This is a genomic window from Luteimonas campi (genome assembly GCF_051162505.1).
Lineage (GTDB): Bacteria > Pseudomonadota > Gammaproteobacteria > Xanthomonadales > Xanthomonadaceae > Luteimonas.
In genome coordinates this window covers 284775-299810 of sequence record NZ_JBNWEM010000005.1, presented here as the reverse complement: position 1 = coordinate 299810, position 15036 = coordinate 284775, and the positions used below count along the sequence as shown (strand labels likewise).

The 15036-nt window shown below is 69.9% G+C and carries 13 protein-coding genes and 1 tRNA gene; 4 read left to right on the top strand and 10 right to left on the bottom strand.

From position 1 onward, the window contains the following. Positions 1-214 precede the first annotated feature (214 nt). From rimM to ffh, 4 genes are all read right to left on the bottom strand, one after another. Positions 215-727, bottom strand: coding sequence for a ribosome maturation factor RimM (rimM, locus tag ACQYVW_RS15495; RefSeq protein WP_434947577.1), 513 nt, complete (start codon positions 725-727; stop codon positions 215-217). A gap of 34 nt (positions 728-761) precedes the next feature. Continuing rightward, on the bottom strand, positions 762-1019 hold the full coding sequence (gene rpsP, locus ACQYVW_RS15490; RefSeq protein ID WP_280943461.1) for a 30S ribosomal protein S16: 258 nt from the start codon (positions 1017-1019) through the stop codon (positions 762-764). Positions 1020-1113: 94 nt separating this feature from the next. Next, positions 1114-1917, bottom strand: a complete 804-nt coding sequence (locus ACQYVW_RS15485) for an aminotransferase class IV (RefSeq protein WP_434947576.1) — start codon at positions 1915-1917, stop codon at positions 1114-1116. Between the two features lie 3 nt (positions 1918-1920). Further along, complete coding sequence (gene ffh / locus ACQYVW_RS15480) at positions 1921-3291, bottom strand: signal recognition particle protein (protein WP_434932372.1); 1371 nt, start codon at positions 3289-3291, stop codon at positions 1921-1923. 110 nt (positions 3292-3401) lie between these two features. Between ffh and ACQYVW_RS15475 the strand changes: the two genes are divergently transcribed. Next, the gene (locus ACQYVW_RS15475) at positions 3402-4190 is read left to right on the top strand and encodes a cytochrome C assembly family protein (RefSeq protein WP_434932371.1); all 789 of its coding nucleotides are present in this window, start codon (positions 3402-3404) and stop codon (positions 4188-4190) included. A 9-nt stretch (positions 4191-4199) separates the two neighbouring features. Here ACQYVW_RS15475 and ACQYVW_RS15470 read toward each other — a convergent pair whose 3' ends face one another. Further along, on the bottom strand, positions 4200-4802 hold the full coding sequence (locus ACQYVW_RS15470) for an HI_0983 family protein (RefSeq protein WP_434947575.1): 603 nt from the start codon (positions 4800-4802) through the stop codon (positions 4200-4202). A 125-nt stretch (positions 4803-4927) separates the two neighbouring features. Between ACQYVW_RS15470 and ACQYVW_RS15465 the strand changes: the two genes are divergently transcribed. Next, positions 4928-6076, top strand: a complete 1149-nt coding sequence (locus ACQYVW_RS15465; RefSeq protein ID WP_434947574.1) for a PLP-dependent cysteine synthase family protein — start codon at positions 4928-4930, stop codon at positions 6074-6076. 149 nt (positions 6077-6225) lie between these two features. On the opposite strand, the gene ACQYVW_RS15460 is transcribed toward ACQYVW_RS15465, so the two are convergent. Together ACQYVW_RS15460 and radA are read right to left on the bottom strand one after the other, a co-directional pair. Next, complete coding sequence (locus ACQYVW_RS15460) at positions 6226-6810, bottom strand: hypothetical protein (protein ID WP_434947573.1); 585 nt, start codon at positions 6808-6810, stop codon at positions 6226-6228. Then, positions 6807-8183 (bottom strand): DNA repair protein RadA, encoded by a 1377-nt coding sequence (gene radA, locus ACQYVW_RS15455; protein WP_434947572.1) that lies wholly within the window; start codon positions 8181-8183, stop codon positions 6807-6809. The genes ACQYVW_RS15460 and radA overlap by 4 nt, the downstream gene beginning before the upstream one ends. 99 nt (positions 8184-8282) lie before the next feature. Between radA and ACQYVW_RS15450 the strand changes: the two genes are divergently transcribed. Then, positions 8283-9950 (top strand): FAD-dependent oxidoreductase, encoded by a 1668-nt coding sequence (locus ACQYVW_RS15450; protein ID WP_434947571.1) that lies wholly within the window; start codon positions 8283-8285, stop codon positions 9948-9950. Positions 9951-10058: 108 nt separating this feature from the next. After that, a tRNA-Thr gene (locus ACQYVW_RS15445) sits at positions 10059-10134 on the top strand. A gap of 68 nt (positions 10135-10202) precedes the next feature. Here ACQYVW_RS15445 and ispH read toward each other — a convergent pair. From ispH to ileS, 3 genes are all read right to left on the bottom strand, one after another. Continuing rightward, positions 10203-11153 carry a 4-hydroxy-3-methylbut-2-enyl diphosphate reductase gene (gene ispH, locus ACQYVW_RS15440; protein ID WP_434932365.1) on the bottom strand — a complete coding sequence of 317 codons (951 nt, stop codon included), beginning with the start codon at positions 11151-11153 and terminating at the stop codon, positions 10203-10205. A 386-nt stretch (positions 11154-11539) separates the two neighbouring features. Then, a complete protein-coding gene (gene lspA, locus ACQYVW_RS15435) occupies positions 11540-12043 on the bottom strand; it encodes a signal peptidase II (RefSeq protein ID WP_434947570.1) in 504 nt (167 codons plus the stop codon). 165 nt (positions 12044-12208) lie between these two features. Further along, entirely contained in the window at positions 12209-15001 is a 2793-nt protein-coding gene (gene ileS / locus ACQYVW_RS15430; RefSeq protein WP_434947586.1) for an isoleucine--tRNA ligase, read from the bottom strand. Positions 15002-15036: the final 35 nt, after the last annotated feature.

Sequence of the window (15036 nt, the reverse complement as noted above, 5' to 3'; positions counted from 1 at the left end):
TTCGGGATTCGGGATTCGGGATTCGGGATTCGGGATTCGGGATTCGGGATTCGGGAGTCGGGATTCGGGAGTCGGGAGTCGGGAGTCGGGAATGGGATCGAACCGGGGACGCGACGCGGGCTTGCGGAGGTTGTCCAGAAGTCTCCGACGTTCCGTCAGCGTCGTCGATACGGGGCTCTCACGATTCCCGACTCCCCACTCCCGATTCCCCCCCTCAGAACTCCGCGTCCCAGTCCACCGTCACGACGCCCGCGTCGAAATCGACCGAGACGATGTAGTCGGGCTGGATGAAGGGAATCATCCGCTCGCGCTCGCCACGCGCCACCAGCACGTCATTGGCGCCGGTGGAGAACAGGTGCGAGACCACGCCGAAATCGGCGCCTTCGGTGTTGACCACGCGCACGCCTTCCAGGTCGACCCAGTAATACTCGCCCGGCGACGGCGGCGGCAGCGCCTCGCGCGGCACGTACAGTTCGGCGCCGCGCAGCGCCTCGGCCGCGTCGCGGTCCTCCACCCCGGGCAGGCGCATGACGATGCCCTTGGGGCTGCTGCGGCCGCGCGCGCCTTCGAGCTCCCGCTCGACGCCCTGCGGCGTGCGCAGGGTCAGCGGCAGGTAGCGGAAGATCGCCTCGGGCGGGTCGCTGAAGGATTCGAGCTTCAGTTCGCCACGCACGCCAAACGCGCCGTGGATCCTGCCCATGAGGATGCGGCGCGTCTGGTCGTTCATGCTTGCAATGGCTGCGCGATGCGCAACCCGGCCATCAGGCGGCCGGCGCGGCCTTGGCGGCTTCGCGGTACAGGTTGCGGACCTTGTCGGTCAACTGCGCGCCCTGCTTGACCCAATGGTCGACGCGGGCGGTGTCCAGCACCACGCGCTGCTCGGCGCCCTGGGCAACGGGGTTGTAGTAGCCCACGCGCTCGATGTTGCGACCGTCGCGCGCACTGCGCGAGTCGGTGACGATGATGTGGTAGAAGGGGCGCTTCTTCGCGCCGCCGCGGGTGAGGCGGATCTTGACCATGGTGCGTTCTCGGTGTTGCCCAGTCGCCAGGATGGCGAGGTAAGCCGGCAATTCTAGCCCATGGGACCGCGCCGCGGAACCCCGCCCGAACCGCTCAACCCGCCAGCGGCCGCCACGGCTGGCTGCGCAGTGCCCCGTCCAGCAGCTCCATCAGCGCCGGGTCCGGGCGCAGGGTGGTCTCGTCGATGCCGCCGATCGGCCAGATCCCGGTGGCATTGGCCGCGAACGCCGCGCGCAGCCCCGCCAGCGCGCGGGCCTCCACCGGGGCATGACGCTGGCCGATGCCGGCCTCGGCCAGCCCCGCCTGCAGCAGGCGTTCGGCGGTCCCGCGCAAGGCCTCGGCCTGCGGCCAGACGACCTGGCGCCCGTCCCAGAAACCGATGTTCCAGACCGAGCCCTCGCTGATCCGGCCGCGCGCGTCGACGAACAGCGCGTCGTCCACGCCCTCGCGCCGCGCCTGCCGGCGGAGCTGGAACAGCGGGAACGTGCCGACGTGCTTGATATGGGGCGACGGCCGCTGGAAGGCGTACGTCTTCACCCACACGGGTTTCGGCTCGGCCTGCCTGGGCGGAGCCAGCGAGACCAGCAGTTCGACGGGCAGCACGCGATCGGGCTGGACGTAGTCGAAGCCGGGCGCGAACACGGTGACCCGGACACTGGCGTCATCCAGAACCGCCGCATCGAGCGCGGCCAGGATCGCGGCGCGGATGCGCGCGTCGTCGATCCTGGCGTCGAACAGTTCGCGGGTGGCCGACTTGAGGCGGTGCAGGTGCAGCTCGAGTCCCTGCACGGCCCTCCCGCGCACCTGCATCGAGCTGAAATGGCCGTAGTTGGCCAGCGCCAGCGCGCGCAGGTCGTCGGCGCCGGCCGGCCGGCCGTCGAGGAAGGCGAGCGTCATCGATCAGCGGAAGGGCATGCGCCCCATGCCGCCCATCATGCCCTGGAGGCCGCGCATCATCCCCTTCATGCCGCCTCGGGACATTTTGCCCATCATCTTCTCCATCTGCTGATACTGCTTCATCAGCTTGTTGACGTCGGAGGGATGGGTGCCGGAACCGCCGGCGATGCGCGCGCGGCGCGAGCCGTTGAGCAGGGCGGGGTTGCGGCGCTCCTTCTTCGTCATCGAATTGATGATGGCGATCATGCGCGGCACTTCCCTGCTCTGCTGCACCTGCTGCTTGAGGTGCTCGGGGATCTGGCCCATGCCCGGCAGCTTCTCCATCAGGCTGCCGATGCCGCCCATGTTCTGCATCTGCTCGAGCTGGTCGCGCATGTCGTTGAGGTCGAACTTCTTGCCCTTGGCGACCTTCTCGGCGAGCTTGGCCGCCTTGTCCTTGTCGACCTGCTGCTCGACCTGCTCGACCAGCGACAGCACGTCGCCCATGTCGAGGATGCGGCTGGCGACGCGCTCGGGGTGGAACACGTCCAGGCCGTCGGTCTTTTCGCTGGTGCCGATGAACTTGATCGGCTTGCCGGTGATGTAGCGCACGCTCAGCGCGGCGCCGCCGCGGGCATCGCCGTCGGTCTTGGTCAGCACCACGCCGGTCAGCGGCAGCGCCTCGCCAAAGGCCTTGGCGGTGTTGGCCGCGTCCTGGCCGGTCATCGAGTCGACCACGAACAGGGTCTCGACCGGGGCGACCGCGGCGTGCAGCGCCTTGATCTCGGCCATCATCGCCTCGTCGATGGCGAGCCGGCCGGCGGTATCGACCAGCAGCACGTCGACGAACGACTTCTTCGCATCGGCGATGGCCGCGCGCACGATGTCCTCGGGCTTCTGCCCGGCATCGGACGGGAAGAACAGCACGCCGGTCTGACCGGCCAGGGTCTTGAGCTGTTCGATGGCGGCGGGCCGGTACACGTCGGCCGACACCACCATCACCTTCTTCTTGCGCTTTTCCCGGAGCAGGCGCGCGAGCTTGCCCACGGTCGTGGTCTTGCCCGCGCCCTGCAGGCCGGCCATCAGGATGACGGCCGGCGCCGGCACATTCAGGTTCAGCTCGACGGCCTGGGCGCCCATCACCGCGGTGAGCTCGTCGCGCACCACCTTGATCAGGGCCTGGCCGGGCGTCAGCGACTTCAGGACCTCCTGCCCGACGGCGCGCACCTTGATGCGCTCGATCAGGGCCTGCACCACCGGCAGGGCGACGTCGGCTTCCAGCAGCGCGATGCGCACCTCGCGGGTGGCCTCGCGGATGTTCTCCTCGGTCAGCCGGCCGCGGCCGCGCAGGCGGTCGATGGTGCCGGACAGGCGCTGGGTGAGCGATTCGAACATGGCGGGAAGATCGCGGAAGCAGGGCCGCCAATTATAGCGATCCGCGCCGCCCGCCCCGCGTGCGTGCGCGCCCGCTGCCCCGCGCCACGCGTTCATGCGACACTTTCGCGATGCCAATCGTTCTCATTGCCGCCGCGTTCTACCTGCTGGCCGCCTGGCTGGTCGTGCGCCGCCTGCGGACGGACGGCGGCGCCAGGGCGGGCTTCTGGCTGCTGACCGCGGTGAGTGCGGTTGCGCTGCATGGCCTGTTCCACTTCCTCGCCTGGCGCGCGGCCGCCGCCATGGACCTGCATTTCTTCTCGGCGCTGTCCCTCGTCGGACTCGGGATGGGGGCGCTGACGACGCTGTACGCGGCGACGGGACGGATGGGCGCGCTGGGCGTGGTGGTCTTCCCCGTCGCGGCGGCCACCCTGATCGGCTACGGAATGTCAGGCGGGTCGGAAGCGCGCGACCTGGACTGGCGCCTCGAACTGCACGCCTGGCTCGCGCTGCTGGCCTACGCCACCCTCGCGATCGCCGCCGTGCTGGCGCTGATGCTGCGCCTGCAGGAGCGCGCACTGCGCCGGCGCCAGTTCGGCAACTGGCTGCGGGTGCTGCCGCCGCTGACCGAACTGGAATCGCTGCTGTTCCGCACGATCTGGGTCGGCTTCGTGCTGCTCACCGCGACGCTGCTGACCGGCATCCTGTTCGTCGACGACTTTTTCGCCCAGCACCTGATCCACAAGTCGGTGCTGAGCCTCCTGTCCTGGCTGGTGTTCGGCGCCCTGCTCGTCGGCCGCTGGCGCCACGGCTGGCGCGGGGCCAAGGCCGTGCGCTTGACCCTGGTGGCGATGGCCCTGCTGGTGCTCGCCTTCTTCGGCAGCAAGTTCGTGCTGGAGCTGGTGCTGCAGCGCGCCTGAGCAGGACCGTCAGGGCGCCTTCGGCACGATGCGGGGCATGTCCAGCCGGGCCAGCTCCGAGATCCACTCCTGGCGCCGCGGCTTCATCTCGTCGATGAGAAAGCGGCGCGCCCCCTCGTCGCCATAGCCGCGACGGCTCATGCCCAGCATCACCGCGCCGCCAGGCAGCGCCTCGTAACGGTAGGCGTTCCACTCGACGATCAGTTCGCCATCCGCAGTGCGCCCCGACACCACGAAGTCGAGCAGGTAGGCCGAGCCGTCCTCCTTCACGATCAGATCGTGCTGGATCACGGGATCTTCCGCCTTCCGCGCCTCCAGTTCGGCCAGCTTGATCCGCGTCAGCTCGCGCGGCCCGGCGTCGCCCAGCAGCACATCGATCATCAGCATCTGCCGGTAGCGGGTCAGCGTCTGCCCTTCGGGCAGGTATTCCTGCTTGTAGAAGTGCGGGTAGGGATGGCTGCTCCAGACGAAGTGGAACGTCTGTCCATCCAGTTGCAGCGGCCCGGACACACCCAGCCGTTCGACAGGGGGCTCGGCGTGCGCTGGCGCCACGCCCGCCAGCAGGAGGAAAAACAGCCAGGCGCGGGCCAGGCGGCGGATTCCATTCGACATGCCTGCATCTCCATATGCGGTCGTGGCCAGTCTGCCGGCGCCGGCGCGCCGGCGCAAACCTTGTCGCGCCGGCCAGGAAGCGTTGGATCGGCGAGAATGCGACGTCCCCGGCCCCATCGCATGCCATGCCCCTTCTCGACGACTCCAGCCACCTCGCCTGCCGCGGTCACCACGCCTGGACCAGCGCGGCGATCCGCCGGATCGAGGCCGACTTCAACCGTTCCGCCGACACCCACCTGATCCCGCTCGCGCTGCCCGGCTTTCCGGGCATCGATGTGTACTTCAAGGACGAGTCCAGCCATCCGACCGGCAGCCTCAAGCACCGGCTCGCGCGCTCGCTGTTCCTGTATGCGCTCGCCAACGGCTGGCTGCATGCGGGCAGCACCGTGGTGGAGGCGTCCAGCGGTTCGACCGCGGTGTCGGAAGCCTATTTCGCCAAGCTGCTCGGGCTTCCGTTCGTGGCGGTGATCCCGGCTTCGACCTCGCCCGAGAAGATCGCGGCGATCGAATTCCATGGCGGCCGCTGCCACCTGGTGCGCGACGCGCGCGACATCGCGGCCGAATCGGTGCGGCTGGCCCGGGAAAGCGGCGGCCACTTCATGGACCAGTTCACCTACGCCGAGCGCGCCACCGACTGGCGCGCCAACAACAACATCGCCGAATCCATCTTCCGCCAGATGGAGCAGGAACCTCATCCGGTGCCGACCTGGGTGGTGTGCAGTGCCGGCACCGGAGGCACCAGCGCCACCATCGGCCGCTACGCGAGCTATCGCGGCCTTTGCACCTGGGTCATGTGCACGGACCCGCAGCATTCGGCCTTCCATGCGCACTACGCGGCGCTGGCGCAGGGCCTGCCTCCACCGGAAGCGCCCACGCCGGCCTCGCGGATCGAAGGCATCGGCCGGCCGCGGCCGGAACCGAGTTTCATCCCCGGATGCGTCGACGCCATGGTCAAAGTGCCCGATGCGCTGAGCCTGGCTGCGATGCGCTACGTCAACCGCAGGCTGGGCCGGCGCGTCGGCGGTTCGACCGGCACCAATTTCGTGGGCGTGCTGCGGGTGGCGCAGTCGATGCGCGCGCGCGGCGAGTCGGGCTCGATCGTCACCATCCTGTGCGATGGCGGCGAGCGCTATGCCCACAGCTACTACAACCCGTCCTGGTATCTCGCCGAGGGCATCGAGGTGGAGAACGCGGACCGCATCGTGGCGGCAGCCGCGGACGGCGACGGCCCCCTGCCCGACCTGCAGCCGGTTTCGCGCCACGACCGGCGCTAGCGCCGCCCGGAACCTCGCGCACCGGAGGCGCCGGCGGCGGCGATCCTGCAGGCCGCATCGATGCGCCGCACCTAGGGGAGAGCACCTGCTTTCCCTGCGGCCGCCAACACCATCGCGGAGACAACCCTGCAGCCCGGTGCCGCACGCGTTTACTGCATCGCCAGCAGCGCTCCCCCACAGGCCAGTCCAAGCGCCATGCCGCCCAGCACTTCCGGCAGCGTATGACGTCCCATCCGCAGCCGCGACCAGCCGAGCAGCGGCAGCAGCGCCAACGCGATGACGCCGGCCACGGGCACGAGGTCGAGCAGGACCGCGCCGGCGAACGCCAGGCTGGCCATGTGCAGCGAGAGCTTGATCCAGCGGTTGGCAAGGCCGGCGGCACACAGCATGGCGATCGCACCCAGCACGCCGATCGATACCGCCGATCCGCGTCCGCCGAGCCACCACCAGTAGCCGCCGGCCACCGCCAGCACGAGCAGGTAGAGGGCCGGCCGTTCATGCGGGCGCGAGGCGTCGACGGTCTGCCAGCGTCCCGATCGCCGGCGCCGCAGGACGAAGACCCACACGACCGCAATCGCCGCGGCGATGCCGATCGCCGTGCGCGGCACGCCGGCCGGATCGAGCCGCCATGCCGCCAGCAGGGCCAGTGCCGCGAACACCGCGAACGGATGCAGCAGCACGGAGACGGCACGCGCGAATGGCGCCGGCAGCGCCTGCGGTGTCGACGGACTCATACCTCGTCCAGCGCGTCGGCCAGCCGCTCGACCCCGACCACCTGCATGCCCTTGTAGCTGCCCGCCTTGGGTGCGTTCGCCTTGGGCACGATGGCGCGGAGGAAGCCGTGCGTGGCCGCTTCCTTCAGGCGTTCCTCGCCATTGGGCACCGGCCGGATCTCGCCCGACAGGCCGACCTCGCCGAATGCGATCGTCTTTTCCGGCAATGGCGCATCGCGCAGCGAGGACAGCACCGAAAGCAGCACCGGCAGGTCGGCTGCGGTCTCCTGCACGCGGATCCCGCCCACCACGTTGACGAACACGTCCTGGTCGCCGGTAGCCACGCCGCCATGGCGATGCAGCACCGCCAGCAGCATCGCCATGCGGTTGCCTTCCAGGCCGACCGCGACACGCCGTGGATTGGACAACGGTGAAGCGTCCACCAGGGCCTGCACTTCCACCAGCAGCGGCCGCGTGCCCTCGCGCGTGACCATCACGCAGCTGCCGGGCTGCCGCGCGCTGCCGCCGGACAGGAAGATCGCCGAAGGATTGGGCACTTCCTTCAGGCCCTTGTCGCCCATCGCGAACACGCCCAGTTCGTTGACCGCGCCGAAGCGGTTCTTGAACGCGCGCAGCACGCGGAAGCGGCTGCCCGAGTCGCCCTCGAAATACAGCACGGCATCGACCATGTGCTCGAGCACGCGTGGGCCGGCGATGCCGCCCTCCTTGGTGACATGGCCGACCAGGAACACCGCCGTTCCGGTTTCCTTGGCATAGCGCACCAGCCTGGCCGCGCTTTCGCGCACCTGGCTGACCGAACCGGGGGCGGCGGTAAGCGATTCGGTCCAGAGCGTCTGCACCGAGTCGGCGACGATGATGCGCGGCCGCAGCTGCGCGGCCTGTTCGAGGATGCGCTCGATTCCGGTTTCGGCCAGGGCGTTGACGCCTTCCACCTGCAGGCCCAGGCGCGAGGCGCGCCCGGCCACCTGCGCCAGCGATTCTTCGCCGGTGACGTACAGGCCGGGCAACGACGCCGCCATCGACGCCACCGCCTGCAGCAGCAGGGTCGACTTGCCGATGCCCGGATCGCCGCCGACCAGCACCACCGCGCCCGCCACCAGGCCGCCTCCCAGCACCCGGTCGAACTCGCCGATCCCGGTCGAGACCCGCACCTCGTCGCCCTGCTGCACATCCTTGAGCGCGGTGACCTTGGGGGGATCGACCTTGCCGGCCCAGCCGCTGCGCCTCGACGCGGGCGACTTGGCCGCGGCCGCGCTCTCGACCACGATCTCCGACAGCGTGTCCCATGCGCCACAGGCCGCGCACTGGCCCTGCCACTTGCTGAAGTCCGCGCCACACTCGTTGCACACGTAGGCTGTCCGCGCCTTGGCCATATCTGCGTTTGCGTTGTAGAACCGGACGCCAGCGTACCGGAGCGCGATCCGGGGAGCTGAGACGCTCCTCCTGCAGATCGAGAACCGGGCAACGATGGAATGATCTCGGACTTCCGATCCACCGCCTGCGCCGACCGTTTCGAGGTCGACCTGTGCATCGTCGGTGGCGGCCCCGCTGGCCTCACCATCGCCCGCGAACTAGCCGGAACGCCCTGGCGGATCTGCCTGCTCGAAAGCGGCGGGCAGAGCAGCGAGCCGGAGAGCCAGGCGCTCAATGCCGGCCTGTCGGTCGGCCCCCACCTGCTCGATCCCGCGACCAGCCGCCTGCGCGCGCTCGGCGGCGCCACCCGCATCTGGGGCGGCGGCTGCATCCCGATGAGTTCGCTGGAGCTGGCCCGCCGCGAATGGGTGCCCGACAGCGGCTGGCCCCTGGGCTGGGAGGAGCTGGCGCCGTACTACGCGCGCGCCAACCGGATCTGCGGGGTCGAACCCGGGGAGATGGTGGACGGCAGCTACCAGCCACCGGCGGTGGGACGAGGCCTTCCGGCCCCCAGCCTGGAGCCCCGCATCTGTCGCATGCGGCCACAGGATTTCGGCCAGGTCCACCTGCCGCTGCTGCAGGCCGCGCCCAACGTGCAACTGGTGCTGCATGCCACCCTCATGCAGTTGGAGGCCTCGGCCGACGCGCGACGCGTGCAACGCGCGTTCATCGCCAGCACCGACGGCCGCCGCGGCCAGGTGGTCGCGCGTTGCTTCGTACTGGCGGCGGGGGGGATCGAGAACGCCAGGCTGCTGCTTCTGTCCGACGCGGCGATGCCGCAGGGGCTGGGCAACGCGCACGACATGGTGGGCCGCTGCTTCATGGATCATCCGCGCTGCGGCCTCGGCAGCTTCGAGGCCGGGCAGGTCGAGCGGCTGGCGGACTGGTGCAGGCGTCCGCTGGATCGCGCGCGCGCGCCGGCCACGAACCAGTTGAGCCTGTCCGGCCATGCGCAGCGCAAGCACCACCTGCTCAACGCCCGCTTCTGGCCGTTCGCGGTCGAGCGCCCGGCCCCCGGCCTGCACGCGCTGCGCGAACTGCGCGCCTCGCTGCGCCGCACCGTGGAGGCACCAGGCAGCCACGTCGAACGCCACCTGCTCGACGCGCTCGCGCGCGACCTGCCCGTGCGGCCACGGCCCCGCGTGGCCTCCCCGCCCAGGGCGCGACTGGCCTTGCGCACGGCAGTGAACGCGCCCGACGTGATCCGCGCCGGCGTGCGCAAGCTGGCGGGCCGTGCAGCGGTGGCCACCGAGCGCGTGGAGATGGTCGGCTATTTCGAGCAGGTCCCCGACCGCGAGAGCCGCATCACCCTGTCGGACCAGCGCGATGCCCTGGGCCTGCGCAAGGTGCAGGTCGACTGGCGCCTGACCGGCCGCGACCTCGACAACATCCGCACTGCATCGATGCTGGTGGGCCAGGACGTCGCCCGCCAGTACGACTGCCGCTTCGTTCCGGCCGACTGGTTGCGCGACCCCGGCCAGCTGCCGCCGGTCCAGGCCACCGCGCATCACATGGGCACCACCCGCATGTCCGACTCGCCGGCCACCGGTGTGGTCGATCGCAACTGCAGGACGCATGGCGTCGAGAACCTGTACGTGGCCGGGAGCTCGGTCTTCCCCACCGGCGGCTGGTCCTTCCCCACCCTCACCATCACCGCACTGGCCATCCGGCTGGCCGACGAGCTGCGGCTGCGGCTGACCGAACTGTCGATGCTCGGGATGCTGTAGCCCCGCCGGGTCTCGGACGGCCCGCCGTGCGGAAGACGGCGGCTGGGCCGGGCAGGCTCGCCCAGCCTTTGACCGGACCGGCGCCAGCGCCTAGAATCTGCGACCCTCGCCGGAATAGCTCAGTTGGTAGAGCGGCGCATTCGTAATGCGTAGGTCGTAGGTTCGATTCCTATTTCCGGCACCAGATACGTCAAAGCCCCGCATCGCGGGGCTTTTTCGTTCCGGGCGGTGGCGACGCGGCAGGCGCGCCGGTCAGTCCACCAGGTGCACGCGCAGTTCCTTGGGCAGGGCGAACACCATGCTTTCCGGCTCTCCGTGCAGTTCCCGCACCGAGTGGGCGCCCAGCTCGCGCAACCGTGCCAGCACGCCCTGTACCAGCACGTCCGGGGCCGATGCGCCGGCGGTCACGCCGATGTGGCGACGGCCGATCACCCACTCCGGATCGATCTCGGCGGCGCCGTCGATCAGATAGGACTCCACGCCATCGCGCTCGGCCAGCTCGCGCAGCCGGTTGGAGTTGGAGCTGTTGGGCGAACCGACCACAAGCACCAGGTCGCACTGGCGCGCCAGTTCGCGCACGGCATCCTGGCGGTTCTGGGTGGCGTAGCAGATGTCGTCGTTCTTCGGCCCCTGGATCAGGGGAAAGCGCGCGCGCAGCGCGGCGATGATATCGCGGGTGTCGTCCACCGACAGCGTGGTCTGGGTGGTGTAGGCGATGTTGTCCGGCTGCGAGGGATCGAGCCAGGCCACGTCTTCCAGGTCCTCGACCAGGTAGATGCGGCCGCTGCCGGCCTCGGCCTTCCACTGCCCCATCGTGCCCTCGACCTCGGGATGCCCGGCGTGACCGATCAGCACCACGTCGCGTCCGGCGCGGCACTGGCGGGCGACTTCCAGATGCACCTTGGTCACCAGCGGGCAGGTGGCATCGAACACCTTCAGGCCGCGTCGTCCGGCCTCCTCGCGCACCGCCTGCGACACGCCGTGGGCGCTGAAGATCACGGTATTGCCGTCGGGCACCTCATCGAGTTCCTCGACGAAGATCGCGCCGCGGCGGCGCAGATCCTCGACCACGAACCGGTTGTGCACCACTTCGTGGCGCACGTAGATGGGCGCGCCCAGGGTCTCGATGGCGCGTTTGACGATCTCGATGGCGCGGTCGACACCGGCGCAGAAGCCGCGGGGATTGGCGAGCACGATGTCCATGGCGCCAAGTGTAGCGCTCCAGCCCGCAACCGCGCCGGAACACCGCGTGCCGCTGGCGGGCTCACCGGCCAGCGGTGGGGCCCGCCGCGGCAGTGGCCAGCGTCGCGAGAACCGGACGGACGGCACCGGCAGCGTACCGGCGTCAGTCCGGCGGCCCGCAATGCCATGCCCAAACGCCCCCCAGATCGCGCCCAGCCAGTCGGGTTCACCGCCGGGCTGGACTGCTGGGCATCGCCCCTTCGCCCATAGCGCCGACGGAAAACAACAGGCCGCTGGGCCGCGGGCCGGCTGCCTCCGGCCGGTGCGACAGCCGCCTCGCGCGGGATGCCGGCGCGCCGCTGCTGCCGTGACTGCCGTCGTCCGCTGCGCCGCGCCGGGCAGGACGGTCAGCGTCCCGTGGCGCCGGCCTTGCCCTGCAGCAGCCCGAACAGCGCGATGCCGATCGCCCCGCCCACCACCGCGCAATCGGCGATGTTGAAGGCTGGCCAGTAGTAGTCCTTCCAGTACCACTGGATGAAGTCGACCACGTGGCCATGCAGCTGGCGGTCGATGATGTTGCCCAGCGCGCCGCCGATCACCAGCGCGAACGGCAGCGCGGTGCGCCAATCGCTACGCGGCGTGCGCGACAGCCAGAACGCCAGCAGTCCGCTGATGCCGATGCCCAGCACGGTGAAGAACCACTTCTGCCAGCCGCCGGCGCCGGCCAGGAAGCTGAAGGCCGCCCCGGTGTTGTAGGTGCGGTACCAGTTCCAGAATCCCTCGATCACCGGGACCGCGGTGTACTCGGGCAGGCTGGTCAGCACCCACCACTTGCTGAGCTGGTCGAGCACGATGACGATCGCCGAAAGGATCAGCCAGGGCAGCGCATTGGGTCGTGTGCTTGGAGTCATTGGGGTTTCTCGATGGCTTGGGCGGCCGCGCCACCTTGTCCGTAGGCGCGGTTCGGGCCGCGAGCTGGTCTCAGGAAAACATGTCGCAAAGGGCGCGCGGCACTCGCCTGGCGACGCATCCGCCCGGCGATACATGCGCAGGCGCGGTGCACCGCACGGCGCCGCTCAGAACCATCTGCGGTCCTCGCCCGGGCCGTCGACGTTCGACACGCAGCGGCCGCAGAGCTGCGGATGCCCGGCGTCGGCGCCCACGTCGGCGCGATGGTGCCAGCAGCGCACGCATTTCGGCTTGGCGGTGCGGGTGGCGACGATGCGCGATTCCTCGCCATCGAACGGCAGCACCTTCACGTCGCCGCTGATCAGGAAGAAACGCAGCTCGTCGACCAGCGGCGCGAGCCGGATCTGGTCGGCGGTGCCAGCATGCAGCTCGATCTCGGCCTCGAGCGCGGCGCCGATCTCGCCGCTGGCCCGCATCGGCTCCAGCACCCGGGCCACCTTCTCGCGCAAGCCGAGCAGCCGCTCGAAATCGTGCGCCGACAGCGCCGCGTCGGCCGGCAGCGGCGCCAGGCCGTCGTACCAGGTCGCCATCAGCACATTCGCTTGGCGCGTGCCGGCAGCGGGCGCGGGCAGGTAGGCCCACATCTCGTCGGCGGTGAAGCTCAGCACCGGGGCGATCCAGCGTACGAAGGCCTCGCTGACGTGGTACATCGCGCTTTGCGCGCTGCGCCGCCCCTGCGAATCCTCGCGCATGGTGTAGAGCCGGTCCTTGGTCACGTCCAGGTACAGCGAACCCAGGTCGACGCTGCAGAAATTGAGCAGCAGCTGCACGATCTCGGCGAGGTCGTAGCGCGCGTAGGCGGCCGCGACCTTCTCCTGCAGCTCCCAGGCGCGATGCACGATCCAGCGGTCGAAGGCCAGCATGTCCTCATGCGCGCACAGGTGCCGCGCCGGCTCGAAACCGTTGAGGTTGCCGAGCAGGAAGCGCGCGGTGTTGCGCAGGCGGCGGTAGGCATCGGCGTTGCGCTTGAGGATCTCCTGCGACAGCGACATCTCGTTGCTGTAGTCGGCACTGGCGATCCACAGGCGCAGGATGTCCGCGCCCAGCGTCTTCATGATGTCCTGCGGCTCGATGCCATTGCCCAGCGACTTGGACATCTTGCGGCCGTGCTCGTCCACGGTGAAGCCGTGGGTCAGGCACTGGCGGTACGGCGCCGCCCGGTCGATGGCAACGCCGGTGAGCAGGGACGACTGGAACCAGCCGCGGTGCTGGTCCGAGCCTTCCAGGTAGAGGTCGGCCGGCTTGCCGAAGCCGCGCTCGAGCAGCACGCCCTCGTGGGTCACGCCCGAGTCGAACCAGACATCGAGGATGTCGGTGATCTTCTCGTACTGCGCGGCCTCCGCGCCCAGCAGTTCAGCAGCGTCCAGCGTGTACCAGACGTCCACGCCGCCCTGCTCGACACGGTCGGCGACCTGGCGCATCAGCTCGCTGCTGCGCGGGTGCGGCTCGCCGCTCTCGCGATGCACGAACAGCGCGATCGGCACACCCCAGGTGCGCTGGCGCGAGATCGTCCAGTCCGGGCGGCCTTCCACCATCCCGGCGATGCGTGCCTCGCCCCAGGCGGGAAACCAGCCGACGCCCTTGATCGCCTCCAGCGCGTCGCGTCGCAGGTTGGCCTGCTCCATCGAGATGAACCACTGCGGCGTGGCCCGGAACGCGATCGGCGTCTTGTGCCGCCAGCAGTGCGGATAGCTGTGCTCGAGCTTGCGGTGCGCCAGCAGCGCGCCGGCATCGCGAAGCACCTCGACGATGGCGTCGTTGGCCTTCCAGATGTGCTGGCCGGCCAGCCCGACGCCGTGCGCAGCGGGCGTGGATGGCAGGTAGACACCGCGACCGTCGACCGGATTGAGCTCGGCCGCGCCGTACTTCTCCAGCAGACCGTACTGCCTGCCGACCGCGTAGTCCTCCTGGCCGTGGCCGGGCGCGGTGTGAACCGCGCCCGTGCCGTCCTCGGCCGAGACGTGGTCGCCGAGCAGCACCGGGATATCGCGCTGGTCGTAGAACGGATGCGCGAACAGCAGGCCCTCGAGCTTCTCGCCCGTGGCCCGGCCCAGCACCGTCGTCGCTTCCACGCCGTAGCGCTTGAGCGCGCCCTCGGCCAGCGCATCGGCCAGCACCAGCCAGCGGCGACGGCCGTCGCGCGCCGGGCCTTCGACCAGGGCGTATTCGAGGCCCGCGCCCATCGAGATCGCCAGCGAAGCCGGCAGCGTCCACGGCGTGGTGGTCCAGATCACCGCGGCGACCTCCACATCCTCCGGCACCTCGACCCCGAAGGCGCGCGCCACCGCCTGCGGGCTGCGCGCGACGTAGGCCACGTCGACCGCGGGCGAGACTTTGTCGGCGTATTCGATCTCGGCCTCGGCCAGCGCCGAGCCGCAGTCGAAGCACCAGTGCACCGGCTTCACGCCGCGGGTGAGGTGGCCGTTGTCGACGATCTTCGCCAGCGCGCGGATCTCGTTGGCCTCGAAGCGGAAGTCGAGCGTCTTGTAGGGGTTGTCCCAGTCGCCGATCACGCCCAGGCGCTTGAAGTCCTTGCGCTGGATTTCGATCTGCGCCTCGGCGTATTCGCGGCATTTCTGCCGGAACTCGACCGCGTCGAGCTTCACGCCGACCTTGCCGTACTTCTTCTCGATCGCGATCTCGATCGGCAGGCCATGGCAGTCCCAGCCCGGCACGTAGGGCGCGTCGAAGCCGGCCAGGTACTTCGACTTGACGATGACGTCCTTGAGGATCTTGTTGACCGCGTGGCCGAGGTGGATCTGGCCGTTCGCATACGGCGGGCCGTCGTGCAGCACGAACAGCGGGCGGCCCTGGGCGTTCTCGCGCAGCTGCGCATACAGGCCCTCGCGCTCCCAGCGCTCGAGCGTCGCCGGCTCGCGCTTGGGCAGATCGCCGCGCATCGGGAATTCCGTCGCGGGCAGCAGGATCGTGGACT

What these genes read in the sequence shown, in the direction of transcription:
- ACQYVW_RS15475 (WP_434932371.1), top strand. Translation starts at nt 3,402, where the DNA reads ATGCCAATCGTTCTCATTGCCGCCGCGTTCTACCTGCTGGCCGCCTGG.
- ACQYVW_RS15465 (WP_434947574.1), top strand. Translation starts at nt 4,928, where the DNA reads ATGCCCCTTCTCGACGACTCCAGCCACCTCGCCTGCCGCGGTCACCAC.
- ispH (WP_434932365.1), bottom strand. Translation starts at nt 11,153, where the DNA reads ATGGACATCGTGCTCGCCAATCCCCGCGGCTTCTGCGCCGGTGTCGAC.
- rpsP (WP_280943461.1), bottom strand. Translation starts at nt 1,019, where the DNA reads ATGGTCAAGATCCGCCTCACCCGCGGCGGCGCGAAGAAGCGCCCCTTC.
- ACQYVW_RS15470 (WP_434947575.1), bottom strand. Translation starts at nt 4,802, where the DNA reads ATGTCGAATGGAATCCGCCGCCTGGCCCGCGCCTGGCTGTTTTTCCTC.
- ileS (WP_434947586.1), bottom strand. Translation starts at nt 15,001, where the DNA reads ATGCGCGGCGATCTGCCCAAGCGCGAGCCGGCGACGCTCGAGCGCTGG.
- rimM (WP_434947577.1), bottom strand. Translation starts at nt 727, where the DNA reads ATGAACGACCAGACGCGCCGCATCCTCATGGGCAGGATCCACGGCGCG.
- ACQYVW_RS15485 (WP_434947576.1), bottom strand. Translation starts at nt 1,917, where the DNA reads ATGACGCTCGCCTTCCTCGACGGCCGGCCGGCCGGCGCCGACGACCTG.
- ACQYVW_RS15450 (WP_434947571.1), top strand. Translation starts at nt 8,283, where the DNA reads ATGATCTCGGACTTCCGATCCACCGCCTGCGCCGACCGTTTCGAGGTC.
- ffh (WP_434932372.1), bottom strand. Translation starts at nt 3,291, where the DNA reads ATGTTCGAATCGCTCACCCAGCGCCTGTCCGGCACCATCGACCGCCTG.
- lspA (WP_434947570.1), bottom strand. Translation starts at nt 12,043, where the DNA reads ATGACTCCAAGCACACGACCCAATGCGCTGCCCTGGCTGATCCTTTCG.
- ACQYVW_RS15460 (WP_434947573.1), bottom strand. Translation starts at nt 6,810, where the DNA reads ATGAGTCCGTCGACACCGCAGGCGCTGCCGGCGCCATTCGCGCGTGCC.
- radA (WP_434947572.1), bottom strand. Translation starts at nt 8,183, where the DNA reads ATGGCCAAGGCGCGGACAGCCTACGTGTGCAACGAGTGTGGCGCGGAC.